The sequence below is a fragment of the Elusimicrobiota bacterium genome (assembly GCA_016721625.1).
Taxonomy (GTDB): Bacteria; Elusimicrobiota; Elusimicrobia; order FEN-1173; family FEN-1173; genus JADKHR01.
Window position 1 is genome coordinate 2,485,825 of the sequence record JADKHR010000001.1, and the last position, 15,441, is coordinate 2,501,265.

Annotated in this window: 13 protein-coding genes; 8 read left to right on the top strand and 5 right to left on the bottom strand. The window is 61.4% G+C overall.

What is annotated here, in order from left to right; all coding sequences use genetic code 11:
* Nucleotides 1–5: 5 nt before the first annotated feature.
* The 7 genes from IPP35_10905 to IPP35_10935 are packed head-to-tail and all read left to right on the top strand — an operon-like array spanning nt 6 to nt 6,483.
* Nucleotides 6–1,136, top strand: a complete 1,131-nt coding sequence (locus IPP35_10905; protein MBL0059589.1) for a branched-chain amino acid ABC transporter substrate-binding protein — start codon at nt 6–8, stop codon at nt 1,134–1,136.
* The gene (locus tag IPP35_10910) at nt 1,120–1,836 is read left to right on the top strand and encodes a M23 family metallopeptidase (GenBank protein MBL0059590.1); all 717 of its coding nucleotides are present in this window, start codon (nt 1,120–1,122) and stop codon (nt 1,834–1,836) included. Before IPP35_10905 ends, IPP35_10910 begins: the two co-directional genes overlap by 17 nt.
* Nucleotides 1,837–1,862: 26 nt before the next feature.
* Nucleotides 1,863–2,750, top strand: a complete 888-nt coding sequence (locus IPP35_10915; GenBank protein MBL0059591.1) for a branched-chain amino acid ABC transporter permease — start codon at nt 1,863–1,865, stop codon at nt 2,748–2,750.
* Complete coding sequence (locus IPP35_10920; protein ID MBL0059592.1) at nt 2,731–3,717, top strand: ABC transporter ATP-binding protein; 987 nt, start codon at nt 2,731–2,733, stop codon at nt 3,715–3,717. The genes IPP35_10915 and IPP35_10920 overlap by 20 nt, the downstream gene beginning before the upstream one ends.
* A complete protein-coding gene (locus tag IPP35_10925) occupies nt 3,714–4,493 on the top strand; it encodes an ABC transporter ATP-binding protein (protein ID MBL0059593.1) in 780 nt (259 codons plus the stop codon). Before IPP35_10920 ends, IPP35_10925 begins: the two co-directional genes overlap by 4 nt.
* Entirely contained in the window at nt 4,390–5,196 is an 807-nt protein-coding gene (locus IPP35_10930) for an ABC transporter ATP-binding protein (GenBank protein ID MBL0059594.1), read from the top strand. Before IPP35_10925 ends, IPP35_10930 begins: the two co-directional genes overlap by 104 nt.
* Entirely contained in the window at nt 5,197–6,483 is a 1,287-nt protein-coding gene (locus IPP35_10935; protein MBL0059595.1) for a competence/damage-inducible protein A, read from the top strand.
* Nucleotides 6,484–6,494: 11 nt separating this feature from the next.
* On the opposite strand, the gene IPP35_10940 is transcribed toward IPP35_10935, so the two are convergent.
* Nucleotides 6,495–6,848 (bottom strand): helix-turn-helix transcriptional regulator, encoded by a 354-nt coding sequence (locus IPP35_10940; GenBank protein MBL0059596.1) that lies wholly within the window; start codon nt 6,846–6,848, stop codon nt 6,495–6,497.
* A gap of 163 nt (nt 6,849–7,011) precedes the next feature.
* Between IPP35_10940 and rsmA the strand changes: the two genes are divergently transcribed.
* Complete coding sequence (rsmA, locus tag IPP35_10945) at nt 7,012–7,773, top strand: ribosomal RNA small subunit methyltransferase A (protein MBL0059597.1); 762 nt, start codon at nt 7,012–7,014, stop codon at nt 7,771–7,773.
* 438 nt (nt 7,774–8,211) lie between these two features.
* On the opposite strand, the gene IPP35_10950 is transcribed toward rsmA, so the two are convergent.
* The 4 genes from IPP35_10950 to IPP35_10965 all read right to left on the bottom strand — a co-directional run bounded on the left by IPP35_10950 (nt 8,212) and on the right by IPP35_10965 (nt 15,399).
* Nucleotides 8,212–9,372: an EAL domain-containing protein gene (locus IPP35_10950; GenBank protein ID MBL0059598.1), complete on the bottom strand. Its 1,161-nt coding sequence runs from the start codon at nt 9,370–9,372 to the stop codon at nt 8,212–8,214.
* Nucleotides 9,373–9,524: 152 nt separating this feature from the next.
* Entirely contained in the window at nt 9,525–10,607 is a 1,083-nt protein-coding gene (locus tag IPP35_10955; protein ID MBL0059599.1) for a porin, read from the bottom strand.
* Between the two features lie 386 nt (nt 10,608–10,993).
* Nucleotides 10,994–14,119 carry an efflux RND transporter permease subunit gene (locus IPP35_10960; protein MBL0059600.1) on the bottom strand — a complete coding sequence of 1,042 codons (3,126 nt, stop codon included), beginning with the start codon at nt 14,117–14,119 and terminating at the stop codon, nt 10,994–10,996.
* Nucleotides 14,116–15,399 (bottom strand): TolC family protein, encoded by a 1,284-nt coding sequence (locus IPP35_10965; GenBank protein ID MBL0059601.1) that lies wholly within the window; start codon nt 15,397–15,399, stop codon nt 14,116–14,118. Before IPP35_10965 ends, IPP35_10960 begins: the two co-directional genes overlap by 4 nt.
* Nucleotides 15,400–15,441 lie beyond the last annotated feature (42 nt).

A 15,441-nucleotide genomic window follows, 5' to 3' on the forward strand; every position in this document is an offset into this window, starting at 1 on the left:
TCACTATGAAAAAAGCCGGACTCATTTTGGCCGGAGTGTGGGGGGTTCTGGCCGCCTGCCAGCGGGGACCGCGAGAAGTCAAGATCGCCATCGCGGAGCCGCTCACGGGGGACATCGCGGCCCTGGGCCAGGGTTTAAAACGCGCGGCGGTTTTGGCCATCGAGGAGGCCAATGCTTCCGGCCGGTTCCCAAACTTCACTTTGCGCGCCGTGGAATTCGACGACCGCTCCGACCCGAAGGAAGCGGTGAACGTGGCCAATCGCATTGTTTCGGACCCGGACGTGCTGGCCGTGATCGGCCATTTTAATTCGGGGTGTTCCATCCCGGCTTCCGCCGTCTACGCGCGGGCGGGGGTTCCCATGATGAACGCCGGGTCCTCCAATCCCCAGCTGACCCTGCAACAGCTTTCTCCCAACTGGACCGGGCCCCGCAACATTTTCCGCGTCAACACCACCGACGATGCCCAGGGCGCCTTCGCGGCGGAGTTCGCGGCCCGCTCCCTCAAAAGCAAGGCCGTGGCCATCGTGCACGACAAGACCGCCTACGGCCAAGGCATCGCTGAAGTCTTTCAGGCGCGGTTTTCGGAACGGGGGGGGAAAGTCCTTTGCTTCGATGGGGTTCAAGCGGGCGACAAAGATTTTAAGGCTCTCGTCACCCGGATCAAGCCGCTTCAGCCGGACCTGTTGTATTTCGGCGGGACTTACACCGAGGGAGGGTTGGTTCTGCGCCAGGCGCGCGAGGCGGGGATCCGGGCGCCGTTTTTGACCGGCGAGATCAGTTACGACCCCGATTTCCTTCGCATCGCCGGCGGGGCGGCCGAGGGCGCGTTTGTCACCTACCTGGGTCGGCCGCCCGAGCTCATGGCCTCGGCGAAGACCTTCATGGAGAAATATCATTTGCGGTATCCGGGGTCCGAGGTCAAAGCCTACGACCACTACGCCTACGAAGTCACCAACATCCTTCTGGCCGCCATGGAAAAGGCGGGTCCCGACAAAGCGAAAATGATGGAACACCTGCGCGGCATGAGCTACACGGGTGTTTTGGGGACGACGACCTTTGACGAGAAGGGCGACACCTTGAACAAAACCATTACGCTTTTCGTCGTCAAGGACGGAAAGTTTGTTCCCCACGAGTAGCTCGCGTCTTTTCCTGTGGGGGGCATTGCTCGCGGGTCTTACCGCCTGTCTGGGCCCCATGCCCCGGGGCCCGCACCCGCCGAAGGCCGCTGAGCCGCCACCTTCCCGCGCGTCGTCGGCCTCGCCCACGGCGGCTTTTCCAGCGGGTTCCATTCCCAACACAATCCCCTCCGCACCCCTGGTTCGTTCCACGGGGGCCGTTCACGTCGTCCCGCGCTTCGCCCTTCCCCTGGGGAAGGTTCGGGTCCTGTCGCCCTATGGGCCCCGGGGCCGGAAGTTTCATACGGGGATCGACCTCCTCCAAACGCGCGGGGGCGGGGATCCTGTTCTGGCATCGGCGGACGGCGTGGTGGCCACCGTGTCCCATCGGGGAGGGTACGGCCGCATGGTTCTTCTCCGGCACGGCGATGGATGGATCACCCGCTACGCGCATCTTCGAAAGGTGACGGTTCGGGAGGGGCAAACCTTGAAACAAGGCGAGGCCCTGGGGATGGTCGGCGGAAGCGGGCACGCCACCGCGCCGCACCTGCATTTTGAGATCTTGACCCCCACAATGAAAACCATGAATCCCGCCGAGTTTCTGTTCCCTCCGGCACCGGAAACCCGCCAGGCCGCCTCGCCCCCAAAAAACCCATCCGCTCTTCCTTCGGCTTCCTTTTCCCCCGCCCTGGCTCCCGCGGCGGGCGCCCCCAAAAGGTAAAATCGTCCATGGCCTTGGGGGGGAGCATCCTATTTGAGCAGGCATTGAACGGTCTGACCCTGGGAGGGATCTACGCCTTGATCGCTCTCGGCTACACCATGGTGTACGGCGTGCTCCGCATGATCAATTTCGCCCATTCGGAGTTGTTCATGCTCGGGGCCGTAGGGGGGTGGGGGATCCTGGCGGTCTGGCCAGGCGGGGTGAGCGCCGGAACCATCGTCGTGGTCTTTCTGGCGGCCATGGTCGGCGCGGGGCTTCTCGGCGTTCTTCTGGACCGTATCGCCTATGCGCCGCTCCGACGCTCGCCGCGTTTGACTCCGCTCATCTCGGCCATCGGCGCTTCGCTTTTCCTTCAGAATCTCGTGTTCCTGTGGCGGGACAGCCAGCTGGCTTTCCCGTCGGTATTCCCCGTGAAGCCTTTCCGATGGGGAGGCTTCTCCGTTCTCCCTCTGCAAGCGTTCATCGTTCTGGTCTCCCTGGGTCTGATGGCGGGGCTCACGTTTTTTATCCGCAAAACCCGCCTCGGCAAGGCCATGCGGGCCGTCTCCCAGGATCCGGAGGCGGCGGAGTTGATGGGCATCCCCGTCCATCGCGTGATCGCCCTGACCTTTTTTATCGGCGGGGCCCTGGGCGGCGCGGCGGGGGTGTTGAACGGGCTCTATTACGGATCGGTCAAATACAACATGGGGTTCAACCCCGGCGTCAAGGCTTTCACGGCCGCGGTGTTGGGGGGCATCGGGAGCGTGCCGGGGGCCATGCTGGGCGGGTTCTTGCTGGGCCTTCTGGAGTCCCTGGGCGCGGGTTTTCTTCCCGAATCGGAATGGAAAGATGTCTTCGCTTTCGTCGTGTTGATCCTTGTTCTGCTTTGCCGTCCTTCGGGCATACTGGGCCGCCATGTTTCCGAAAAAATTTAGAAACCGACTCCTCGCTGTTTTTTCGGCGGCCGCGTTCCTGGCCCTGCCTCTCCTCCTGCAGGGGACGCCTGGCGGGTTTCTCGTCCGCATCCTGGGGGTCATGGGTCTCTACGCGCTCTTGGCCCTTGGGGTCAACCTGGTTCTGGGATATGTGGGCCTCTTGGACTTGGGATTCATGTCATTTTACGCCATCGGCGCCTACACGACGGCGCTCCTTTCTCTCCGGGGTTGGAGCTTTTGGTGGTGTTTGCCGGCCAGCGCCGGGACGGCCATGGCGTTTCGCGCCCTCTTGGGCGCCCCCGTGCTCCGACTGCGGGGGGACTATCTGGCCGTCGTCACCTTGGGATTCGGCGAGATCACCCGGATCACTTTGAACAATTGGGACTCTCTCACCAACGGACCCAAGGGCCTTTCCCTCCTCTCCATGAAAACGCCTCCCATCCATTTCTTCGGCCTGACCCTTTGGACCAACACGCACTTTTTCTATTTGATTTTTGCGTTCGTGGCCCTGGGTTGGATCGTTTGCCGACGGTTGGACCAATCGCGGATCGGGCGGGCTTGGATCGCCATCCGCGAGGATGAGACGGCCGCCCGGTCCATGGGGATCGACGTGCCGCGCCTGAAGAATGTGGCCTTCGCCTTTTCGGCGGCTTTCGCGGGAATCGCCGGGGCGCTTTTCGCCCGCTGGGAAAATTTCGTCACGCCGGAATCCTTCACCTTTTGGGAGTCCGCGTTGTTGGTGGCCATGGTGGTTTTGGGCGGGATGGGGTCTCTGCCGGGGGTCCTGCTGGGCGTGGCCCTGATCGTGGGCCTGCCGGAACTCCTTCGCTCGGAGCTCCTCGTTTGGGTCGGGGGCGCCCAAATGGTGAACGCGCGCTACCTGATCTTCGGCGCTCTCCTGGTGGCGGTGGCGATTTTTCGGCCGGAAGGGCTCTGGCCCCGATCCCGGCCTCGCGCTAAAGGATGAAACTTCTCTCCGCCAAAGGCGTCACCAAGCGGTTCGGGGGGCTGGTGGCCCTGGAGGCCGTGGATCTTTCCATCGCCGCCGGAGAGATCGTGAGCGTCATCGGGCCCAACGGCGCGGGGAAGACCACGCTTTTTAATGTTCTCACGGGCTTCCATTCCCTGGACGAGGGCGCCATCGAATTCTCCGGGGAAAGAATCGACGACCTCCCCGCGTACCGCATCACCAAGCGCGGCATCGCCCGAACGTTCCAAAACATCCGTCTCTTCGGTCCCATGACGGCCCTTGAAAACGTTATGGTGGGCCGCCACTGCCGGACGCGATCGGAACTCGCGGCCGCGCTCTTTCGCACCCGCGCCTTCTATCGAGAAGAAGCGGAAATCCGACACGCTTCCTGGGAGCGTTTGAAAGCGGTGGGACTGGACGGCCAGGCGCACACGCCGGCCCGCCATCTCTCTTATGGCGATCAGCGGCGCTTGGAGATCGCCCGGGCGCTGGCCAGCGAACCTCGGCTCCTCCTCCTGGACGAACCCAACGCCGGGATGAACCCCCAGGAAAGCCGCGATCTGATGGACACGATCCAGAAAATCCGGCGGGAGGGGGTCACGATCCTCTTGATCGAGCACGCCATGCGGGTGGTGATGGGGGTCTCCGATCGCGTGGTGGTCCTGGATTATGGACGGAAGATCGCCGAAGGCACGCCGTCCGAGGTCCAAACGGATCCCCGGGTCATCGAAGCCTACCTCGGATCTCCAACGGAGGAAACGCCCCGTGCTTGAGGTTCGGAACCTCCACGCTTCCTACGGCCGGAAAATCAAGGCGCTCCAAGACGTCAGCCTCACCCTTCGGGCGGGGGAAATCGTTTGCCTGATCGGGGCGAACGGCGCTGGGAAGAGCACCCTCTTAAAGACGATCTCGGGCCTGCTGTGGCCCGACGCGGGGGAGGTCCTTTTCGACGGGCACCGCGTGGACTCTCTCTCCGCCCACCGCACGGCGGCGTTGGGCTTGATCCACGTGCCCGAAGGTCGGCGGATTTTTCCCCAACTCACCGTTCTGGAGAACCTGGAAATGGGGGCGTTCACCTGCGCGAACGCCGGCGATCGGCGGAAAGACCTTCGCCGGGTTTGGGACCTTTTTCCTGTGTTGGGCGAACGGGGACGCCAGGAAGGGGGGACCCTTTCGGGAGGGGAACAGCAGATGTTGGCGATCGGCCGGGCCTTGATGGCGCGGCCCCGGCTCCTGATGTTGGATGAGCCGTCCATGGGGCTCGCCCCCCTTATGGTGCGGAAGATCTTTTCCGTGATCCGGGACATCCACCGCGCGGGAACTCCCATCTTGCTCGTGGAACAAAACGCCCAGGAAGCCCTCCGCATTGCCGACCGGGGCTACGTGATCGAGACGGGGCGCATCGTCCGGGAAGGCGCCTCCGCCGACCTGTTGAAGGATCCCGCCGTGCGGGCGGCGTACCTGGGGGTGGCTTAGGTGAACGTAATTCGACGACGGGGTCGGGGGCCCCGGGTGGAACTGATCTGCGTGGGGACCGAGCTGTTGATGGGAAAACTCAACACCCACGGGGCCTATTTCTCCGCCCGGTTGGAGGACCTGGGTCTTCCCCTGGCGAGGGAAACGACGGTGAGCGACGACCCGGCGGAGATGGAGCTTGTTTTTCGGGAGGCGTGGCGCCGCGCCGATGTTGTCCTGGTGACCGGGGGGCTCGGCCCGACCTTCGACGATCTGACCCGCGAGGCGTGGGCCCGGGTCATCGGGCGGCGGCTGGTGCTTCGGGCGGACCTGTTGGCGGGGATCCGTGATCGGTTCCGACGGCGGGGGCTTCCGATGCCTCCCGCCAACCGTCGTCAGGCCTTTGTCATGGACGGGGCCCGTGTTTTGGCGAACCCCTACGGCACGGCCCCCGGACAGAGGGTGGAGTGGGGGCGGAAGGTTCTGATTCTCCTTCCCGGGCCCGGGCGGGAGATGAAACCCATGGCGGAAGGGGAAATCTTTCCTTATCTGCGCGCGCGATTTTCAAAAGGGGTGAGGAAAACCCGGGTCTGGCGTTTGTTCGGCCTGGGGGAAAGCCGGGTGGATCAGGGGTTGCGGCCCCTCCTCTCCTCCCGTGATCGGTGGAACCGCGGAACGACGTGGGGAATTTTGGCCCAGGGGGGAATCGTCGATGTGAAAGCCACGGTGGCCGGGCCGGACGGGGGTGTGGTGGAAGCGGCGTTGGGCCGATGGGACCGTTGGCTTCGCCGCCGGTTTGGCGACGCGATTTTCGGCGAAGGGACCGACACGCTGGAAGCCGTGGTAGGGGCCGGGCTTCGAGCCCGGAATCGAACGTTGGCCACCGCGGAGTCCTGCACGGGCGGGTTGTTGGCCGAACGGTTAACCTCGGTTTCGGGCAGTTCGGATTATTTTTGGGGAGGGTTTGTCGGTTACGCGAACGAGGCCAAGGTGCGGGGGCTGGGCGTGAAAAAGGAAACGCTCCGGCGTTTCGGCGCGGTCTCGGAAAAGACCGCCCAAGAAATGGCGGCCGGCCTCCGACGTCGGGCCAAAACCGACTATGCCCTTTCGGTGACGGGGATTGCCGGCCCGGGCGGAGGATCAGCGGAGAAGCCCGTCGGTTTGGTTTTTATCGGAATGGCGGGGCCGGAAGGAATTTTCGTGGCGAAGAAAACCTTTATTGGAGACCGGGCCTTCGTTCGGCAACAATCCGTTCTTTGGGCGCTGGAATACTTGCGCCGCGCCCTAATAACAAAGGGCCTTGATTGACGAAGCGAAGGTTAGTCTTTTCGGCTCGTGTAACGGTCGCGCCAACGGACCACTTCTCTCACGACCTTGGTGGCCAGGTCCATGCTGTCGGGACCTTTCTTTCGGAGCAAACGGAGCAGGCGGGCTTCCTTGGATTCTTCGGCATCTTCCGGGCGGGGGAACCCGCGCGGGGTGATCATCTGGTTCAGTCCGACTCCCAGTCCGCCGGCCACTCGGTGCATGGTGGTGAGCGTGGGGTTCCGTTCCCCGCGTTCCAGCCCGCCGATGTAGGTCCAATGCAGGTCGCACTTTTCCGCCATTTCCTCCTGGGTGAGGCCCTGGCGCTTGCGAAGTTCGCGGATCCGGGCCCCGAGTTGCTTTTTCACGTTGATAGGTGGATTTGTCATAGTGGCTATAGTGTAACTTTTGGGCGGCAGGATCGCCCATAGAATCTTTGTTAATCGGGGATCCGATGTTAAGACTATACGTATTAATAAAAAAATCCGGGCATCGTTAAAAATGCGCGCCCCTTGGGGTCAAAATTTTTTGGTGAGTTCGCCGGCGGCTCTCCACATCGTCGATTCCCTGCGCCTGGAGTCCGACGACCGCGTCATCGAGATTGGTCCCGGTCGGGGGGCCTTGACGTTGCATCTTTTATCCCGGTGCGCTTCCTTGACCGCGGTGGAGCTGGACCATTCTTTGGCCGACACCTTGATCGCGCGTTGGGGCCACGAACCTCATTTTAAAGTGGCCCAGGGCGATTTTTTGGATTGGGCCGTGCCGCCGGTGGAAGGACGTTCGTATAAAGTCATCGGAAACCTGCCCTATTCGGCGGCGGCCGCTATTATTCAGAAGGTCCTGTCCTGGGCCGGGTGGGACCGCGCGGTGTTCATGGTTCAAAAAGAAGTGGCGGCGCGGATCACGGCGGTGCCCGGTGGAAAAAATTGGGGCCTGCTGGCGCTGTCTGTCCAATCCAGGGCCAAGGCCCGCCGGCTCTTTGATCTTCGTCCGGGGGCCTTCCGGCCGGTTCCGAAGGTGACCTCCACCGTCATTGAACTCGAGCGTTTGGTTGAACCCTCCGTGGCCCACCTCGACGCCTTTTTTAAAGTGGCCCATGCGGCCTTCGGTCAACGCCGGAAGACCCTGGTCAACAGCCTCTCGCACGGTCTCGCCCTGGAGCGGACGGCGGTGGAAGCCGTTTTGGCCGGGTTGGACATCGATCCCGGCCGACGGGCGGAAACGTTGACGTTAGAGGAGTTCAACCGGTTGGCCCAGCGCCTGGGAGGCGCGCCACTCTCCGTGCTAGGTTGACCGAATTCCCCATTTGAACCTGGGTTCTGCACAGAGAGCCAAAGACCGAAGGAGTCACAGCCGCTGATGCGCCAGGCGCTCCGCCCTGGACCCGGCCCCCTTCTTTTGGACACGCAAAAGAAAGGGGGAAAGAAAACGTGCCCCGTCGACACCGTCCGACAGTTCATTACCAATGTAGGTGTCGTCCCGACGTTGGATATCCAAGTCGAACGGGACAGCTTCCGCGCGCCGTTTTGACGGGCGGCCCTCATATGTCCCTTCGGGACCGGTCTCTGTCGGCTTCGCCGCCAAAACGAGACCGGCTCGGCTCAACGGCCAATCGCCGGCACAACGGGCCGCACCGCAACCGTCAAAACGTCGCGCTCATAACGCCTCAAGGGGGAGGCGAGTCAAAAAAACCACATTTACTTTGACACAAATCAGAGAATATCCGAAAAATTAATTCCAGGGGACGTCCAGGCAGAGCAGGTGGTTCTTTTCCGAGGCGTCGCGGAAAATGCCGGAGAGCGTGACGCAGAGGTTGCCCGAGGCCTGGGAGACGTAAGGTTCCGTCCGGTAGCGGTTCACGAAGGCGTCCGTTAATAGATAGACGTATTCTTTCATGGAGTGGTCCGCCCCCGGGCGGGCCGGGTGGAAGAGGGCGTTCCGTTTGAAGGCCACGCCGGGACGCGTGTGGGTCTCGGATTCCTGGATTCCCGCCTCGTTTAAAATGAACAGGCACTCCACGGATGGGTTCTCTTGGACGAGGCGCGCCAAGGTCGGGTCGAAGGCCGAGGTCGGAAGTGCCGTCAGGGCACGGATCAGGGTGGAGAGCAAGCTCTCCGTTTCCCGGACCCGCTTTTGAGAGGCTTTTGATTTTTCAACGGAAATGGCGCGGTGGCGGGCCGAAAGGGCATCGATTTTTCCGCCGAGATTTTCCGGCGAGGACCCCACATAAGGCCCTTCCAACATGTCGACGCCATGGTCCAGGGCCGCCAGGGCCTGCTGTTCCGTGGCCACCCCCTCGGCCACCAGAAGGGCGCCTATTTTCTTCGAGAGATTGGCCAGGGATTTCATGATTTCCTGCGAAAAAAACTCGTTTTCCAAACCCGCCACGAGGGACTCGCCCACATGCAACATGTCGGGCCGCACCAGCGCCACCCGTTCCAAATTGGAATGGCCGACTCCCAAATCTTTCAGCGCGATTAAAAAGCCGCTGGTTCGGTGGCGGGCCACGAAATCTTTGAGGGCTGGGAGGTCGTCCACCTTGGATTCGCGTATGGCGATCACGATGTCGGAGGGATCCAGCGCCATTTCACGGACCATGTTGGCCAGGTGGCCGGACCCCGCGACGCCCAGGTCCAACACCGCCGTGTCAAACCCCAGAAAGAGAAGGCCCGGCCGTCCGGAGGCCTGAAAAGCCGCCAAGGCTTCCTTGCGGAACCATCGATCGAATTCGACGGCGAGCCCGTGCGTCGCGGCCTGGGCGCGCGCCTCTTCCGCGCCCGTCCCGCCCCGAAGCCGCGCGACGTGTCCCACGGCGCCCTTCCGTTTTATGGAGATGACGGGTTCCAGGGCGACCCGAAGAGCGCGTTCCTTAATGAGATGGTCCAAGGTCATGTCATTCTCCTGAAAGAGGCTAAATGCCGCTGATCCCCAAAAAAAGGCTCCCCGGGGTTGGGGACGAAAGGGACACCCGGGGAGCCAATCCGCACGGGACGGGGGTCGCCCGTCCGCGAAAGCGGTCGATGGGGGAAGCGACTTACGGTCGCTTAGAACGCGTAGATGGCGTTAATCCCGACGGTGTTCTGGGTGTCGTCCGCAAGTCCGTCGCTGTCCACATAGACCTTCTGGGTGGATTTGTCCATGCGGTATTCGGCCCGAAGAATGACGCCGTTGTATTTTTGTTGCAGGGTGGCCGTGATGGAGTTCAAGACCTGCTCCGTTCCCGTGCGCGCGCCCTCGTCGTCAAACGTTTCCCAACGCAGTGCGGCGGAGGTGGCATCGGTGAAGGCGAGGTTTCCATAAAGCGCCAGACCCGACCAATTGGCCGCGGTGTTGTCAATGGAAGGACCGACCCCTTCTTCCACTCCCCAGTCGTAGTTGGCCAACAAGGTCAACTTATTCGTGGGAGTGAATTTGACGATGGCGTCCACAAGGGAGCGACCATTCTTCTCGATGCTAGGCGTGGTCGTGGCTTGATCGGGCCCGTAGGATCCGCCCACGGTGACGGAGAGCTTTTCCGTGGGGACCAGCGAGGCCTGGGCGATGACGGTCTTGCCCTTGTTGTTGTCCTGCATCAGGTCCCAGCTGTTCACGATACCGGCCATGAGGTTCAATTTACCGTCCTTCAATCCCTTGTCCAGCTTGACGCCCGTGTGGGTGGCGGGAATGGCGAAGTTGAACAGGTGTCCGCGGGAGGTGTTGTAATTGTCCTTGGACTCGATCACTTCCGCGCCGAAAGGAGTGACGAATTTTCCAACGGTAATGGTTCCGTGGGTCAGGGGGCACGGCAGGCTCAGGAAGGCCTGTTGGAGGTTGACGTACGTGGTGGTCGCAGCGAACCCGTCCAGCCCGTTTTGCACGCCGGCATCGTTGCCGAAGTCCACGTCGACCCGATAGGCCACTCCCTTGTCATTGCTCCCGTTCACCACCACTTCGGCGTTTTGGAGGATGAAGGAGTTGGCGTTGGCGTCGAAGCTTCTCAACACGTTGGTGTTGGCCCCGTTCAGGTTGTAGTTGTATCCCATATCCACGAACCCGCTGACGGTGGGGCCTTCGGCCCGGACGCCCGCGGCGATCGTCGCCAACAGCGCGGCGGACAGGATGGTTTTGCTAATGGTGGATCGTTTCATCGGTGATGCCTCCTCATTTTTTTGTTCTCACGGACGACCCTTGACGGGTCCTCCTGGTAAAGTGGGTAAAAAAAACTCTCGTTGCGACCTTACGCAACGAACGCCAATGTTCGCGGATATAAAAAAAGTCCCCCCGACGTTTCGCCAGGAGGACGCCAATGTCCGTTCACGATTACCCCAACTTCCTTGGCCCCCATCTTACCAAGCCCGGAGCCATCTGTCAAGTCTCGAAAAGAATCTGTCCATCGAATCAACGGGCGTGGCTGTCAAAGTTTTTCTCGCAAGAAATATCCTGCACCATCGGGCCCTTGCCCTTTTTTATCCCCGGATCGACAGACCCCGGCACACACGCCCCCCTCTTTTCCAGCCCCCGTCACCCCTCAGAGTTACGAATTTTCGCCTATTTGTTTTAAGGCTTCCTTCAGGTCGGCGTCGTGGCGGTGGTTTTCGAGGCGGGCGGCGAGGCTGTAGGCGCAGGGGACCACGTAAAGCGTTAAAAGGGCGGAGATGGAGACGCCGCCGATGATGACGAGGGCCATGGGGACGCGGGTTTCGGCCCCGGGGCCCAGGGCCAGGGCGGGAGGCACGGCGGCGGCGATGGTGGAAACCGTCGTCATCAATATGGGGCGGAGCCGGACCGGGCAGGCGTCCATCAGGGCCTCCCGCACGTTCAGTCCTTTCTTGGTGCGCCGCTCGTTGGTGAAATCCACCAGCATGATGGAATTCTTTTTCACGATGCCCATCAAAAGGACGATCCCGATCATGCTGAACATGTTCAGGGATTGATGCCCCACCCAGAGGGCCACCACGGCACCGGTGACGCTGAAGGGAAGCGCGAGCAAGACCAGCGCGGGGTGGATGAAACTGTTGAACTGGGACCCCAGCACCATGTAGGCCACGAGAACTCCGAGGACGAGCGCCACCGCCAGGCCCAGGAACGCCTCCTGAAAGGTCTCCGAAGCGCCGGAGAATGCGAGTTTCACGCCCGGGGGTAAAACTTCTTTTCCGATCTTCTGAACCGCGGCGAGGGCGTCGGATTGGGACTTTCCGGAGGCCACGTTGGCGTAGAGCCGGATGGCCCGGGACCGGTTTTCCCGGGTGATGGTCAGAAGGGTTTTCCGTTCTTGAACGGTGATCACGTCCCGGAGCGGCACCACCTGGCCGCGGTTGTTCCGCACGTTGATCTTATCCACGTCGGAGGGTTTGTCTCGGTCCTGATCCGGAAAGCGCACGCGGATGTCGTAGCGGCGGCCGCCTCGGGAGAACTTGCCCACCCGGAGGCCTCCCAGGGTGGCGTTCACGGCCTCGCCGATGGAGGCCACGCTCACGCCGCGTTCCGCGGCCGCGGGCCGGTTGGGGGAGATCTGGACTTCGGGCATGCCCAGCTGATAGTTCGAATCGACGTCCACCATGAGGCCCGTCTCTTTCATTTTGGTTTTGAGGATTTCGCTGGCTTTCGCCAGTTCGTCCCAGTCCCGACCCCGGAGGGAGAGGTCGATGGGGAACCCCGGTTCCGCTCCCCCGCCCGCCACCGAGAGATCCTGCAGGATCGCTTTTTCCACGCCGGGAATCTTGTTCAATTCGTCCCGGAAGATGTCCATCAGTTCCTGTTGCGTGTAGGCCTTCCGCCGTCCGGCGGAGATGGGGCGCGCCTTGGGTTGTTTCAAGGTGATAAACATGAAGGCGGAATTGATTTCGCCTCCCTCAAAACCGCCCACCGCGGCGTAATAGCGTTCCACCTCGCCCCGGGAAAGCGCAAAGGCCTCCGCTTTCTTTAAGGTGTCGTCGGTGAAGGCCAGGGAGGATCCCACCTTGGTCTGCACCCGGATGAACAGCATGCTCTGGTCCTGGGGAGGCATCAATTCTTTTTTAATGGGTTTGAAGAGGAAAAGGGAAGCCGTGAAAAGGATCAAGGAAGCCCCCACCACTTTCCAACGGTGGCGAAGACAAAGGTCCAAGGACGCTTTATATCCCCGGGTCAGGGCGCCCATCAGCCGGTCCATCCCCCGCGAGACGACCCCGCCGTGCCCCACCTCCAGAAATTGAGAACACCGCATGGGCGCCAGGGTCAGGGCTTCCAAAAGCGAGAGCATAACGGCGGCCGAGATCGTCATGCCGAACTGAAAGAAATATTTTCCGATGACGCCTTTGATGAACACCACCGGAAGGAAAATGGCGAGGATGGCCACCGAGGCGGCCATGGCGGCGAAATAGATTTCCCGCGCGCCCACGATGGCCGCCTGCACGCGGGGTTCGCCCATTTCCCGGTGGCGGACGATGTTTTCCAGCACCATGATGGCGTCGTCCACCACGATGCCCAGCGCCAGCGACAGTCCCAACAGCGTGAAGGTGTTTTGGGTGAAACCGAGGATTTGGAGAATGATGAAGGTTCCCAAAATCGACGTGGGGATCGCCAATATGATGTTAATGGCGGAACTCCAAGACCCTAAAAAGAGCCAGCAGATGAACGAGGTCAATCCGGCCGCCAGGATCAGGTTGAAGTTTAGTTCGTGGGTGGATTGCTCGACGAAGGAGGAGCCGTCGAAGTTGACTTCCAGGTGAACGCCGGCGGGAAGGCCTTTTTGAAGCGCGAGCACCTTTAGTTTCACCCGTTTCGCCACATCCACCATGTTGGCGTTCCGCTGTTTTAAGATGCCGAGGCCCACGGCGGGTTTCAGGTCCACGCGGGACACGGCGCGGGCGTCGTCCAGCCCGTCCTCCACCGTCGCCACGTCTTTGATGCGGAAGAGACGGGTGAGCGGCGCTCCGTTCCGCGAAGGGATGACCAGGTTTTCAAAATCCTCTGGCTTCCCCACCTCGCCCATGACTCGGAGGTTCCACTCTTGGGTGGGAGACGTCAAATAACCGGCGGGCCGCTCGGCGTGTTCCGTTTGAACGGCGGCCACCACGTCTTGGACGGTGATCTCCGTGGCCTGGAGTTTCTTGGGATCCAACCACACCCGGAGGGACGGGGCCGAGTATCCGCCCAAAAACACGTTGCCGACGCCGGGGATGGTGGTGAACTCCTGTTTCAAATCGTCCCGCACGTATTCCATGAGGTATCGGAGGGGCCGGTCGCCGGACAGGGACAGCCACATGAAGGGCTGGTCTTCGGGGTTGAACTTGGCGATGACGGGAGGATCCAAATCCTTGGGCAGGTTGAACTGGGCCTGGGAAATGGCGCTCTGGACCTCCTGAAGAGCCACATCCACGTCTGTTTTCAAATCAAACTCGATGATGATGGATGCCTGGCCGAGGCGGGAGGTGGAGTTGATTTTCTTGACGCCTTTGACCGAGGTGATGGCGTCTTCCATCACGTCCACCACGTCCGTTTCAATGACTTCGGGGGAGGCGCCCTCCCAATGGGTGGAGACGCTGATGATGGGGAAATCCACGTCCGGGAGCTGGCTTTTTCCGATGGAAAGAAAACCGATCACGCCGAAGAGAATCATGCCCAGCATGAGCATCCAGGCGAAGACGGGATTTTTGATGGCGAGGTCGGAGAGTCTCATGGGAGGGCTCCCGTGCTGATGATCAGGGCGACATAGCGCCGCTTCACTTCCACCCGCGCGTCGATCCAAGCGCGTTTGGCCGCCTGCATCAGGTTCATGGCGTTCAAGACGTCCAGGTTCGTCACGAGGCCCAAGCGGTATTCTCGCCGTTGGGCTTCGTAACTTTTTTGAGAGGCCCCGTAGGCTTCTTCCAACGCCTGGGCCTCTTCCCGGGAAGCGGTCCAGCTTTCAAAGGATTTTTTGACATCGGTGCGGACTTGCCGCTCCATATGGCCCAGGGTTTGTTGGGCCTGCTCGAGCCCGGACTTGGCTTCCTTGACTCGGGCGCTCACGGTGCCGCCCTGGTAGAGGGGCACGCTTAAAGACAACAGGAGATCCCAGTCGATGGGTTCGAAAAAAGCGGGGCGTTGGGTGTAGTAGTTGCCTCGGAGGCCGGCCGTGGGCCAAAAGGAGCCTTTTTCATAGCGAACCCGGAGGTGTTGGGCCAAAACCTCCTGGCGCTGGGCTTCCAGGTCCGGCCGTTTTTCGGCCTGGGATAAAAAGGCGGGAAGGGTTTCGGAGGTGGTTCCGTCCAACGAGTCCTCCAGGGGGATTGATCCGATTTCTTGACCCACCAGGAAGGACAGGTTTTCCCGGGCCACCCGGATTTGTCCCCGGAGCCGGACCCGGATGGCGTTCAGGGCCGCCAACTGGGATTCCGCGCTAAAAACCTCGCCTTCCCGGGACTTCCCGAGCCGCAAAAAAGACTTGAGTTCCTTGGTCCGGTCCCCGGCGAGGGCGACGGAAGTTTCGGAGTTTTCCAACGCGGCCTCCAGTCCCACGACGTCATAGAAGGCCCCGGCCACCCGATCGAAAAGTTGCAATTCCGCGTAACGGAGGGTCCAGCGGTCCCGGGCCTCCTGTTTTTGGAAACCGGACCAGGCGGAAAATTCTTTGAGTCCGGAAAACAGGGTTTGTTCCAGGGTGAATTTGGATTCCACCTGGTTTTTCTCCAAAAATCCGCCGAAGTTGTTTCCTCCTGTTCCGCTCCCGTCCTGCCAGGTGTCCCCCCAATTCCAACGGACCTGGGGAAAAGCCCCGCCCAAGGAGGCCCGGGCCCGGGCCTGGGATCGAGTGATGTCCTCCCGCAGGTTTCGGATGGTTTCGCTTTGGTCCAGGGCCAGGGCGTAACTTTTATTCAAGGTGATGGGTCCGCCCGACGGTTCGGCGGAACAAAGGCCCGCCCGGAGGGATAAGGCCATGGCGAAAGAGAAGGAGAAGATGGGGGGAAAGCGTTTCATAGGTCAGAACCCATGTCATTTTATTAAATAAGGAGGGGTTCC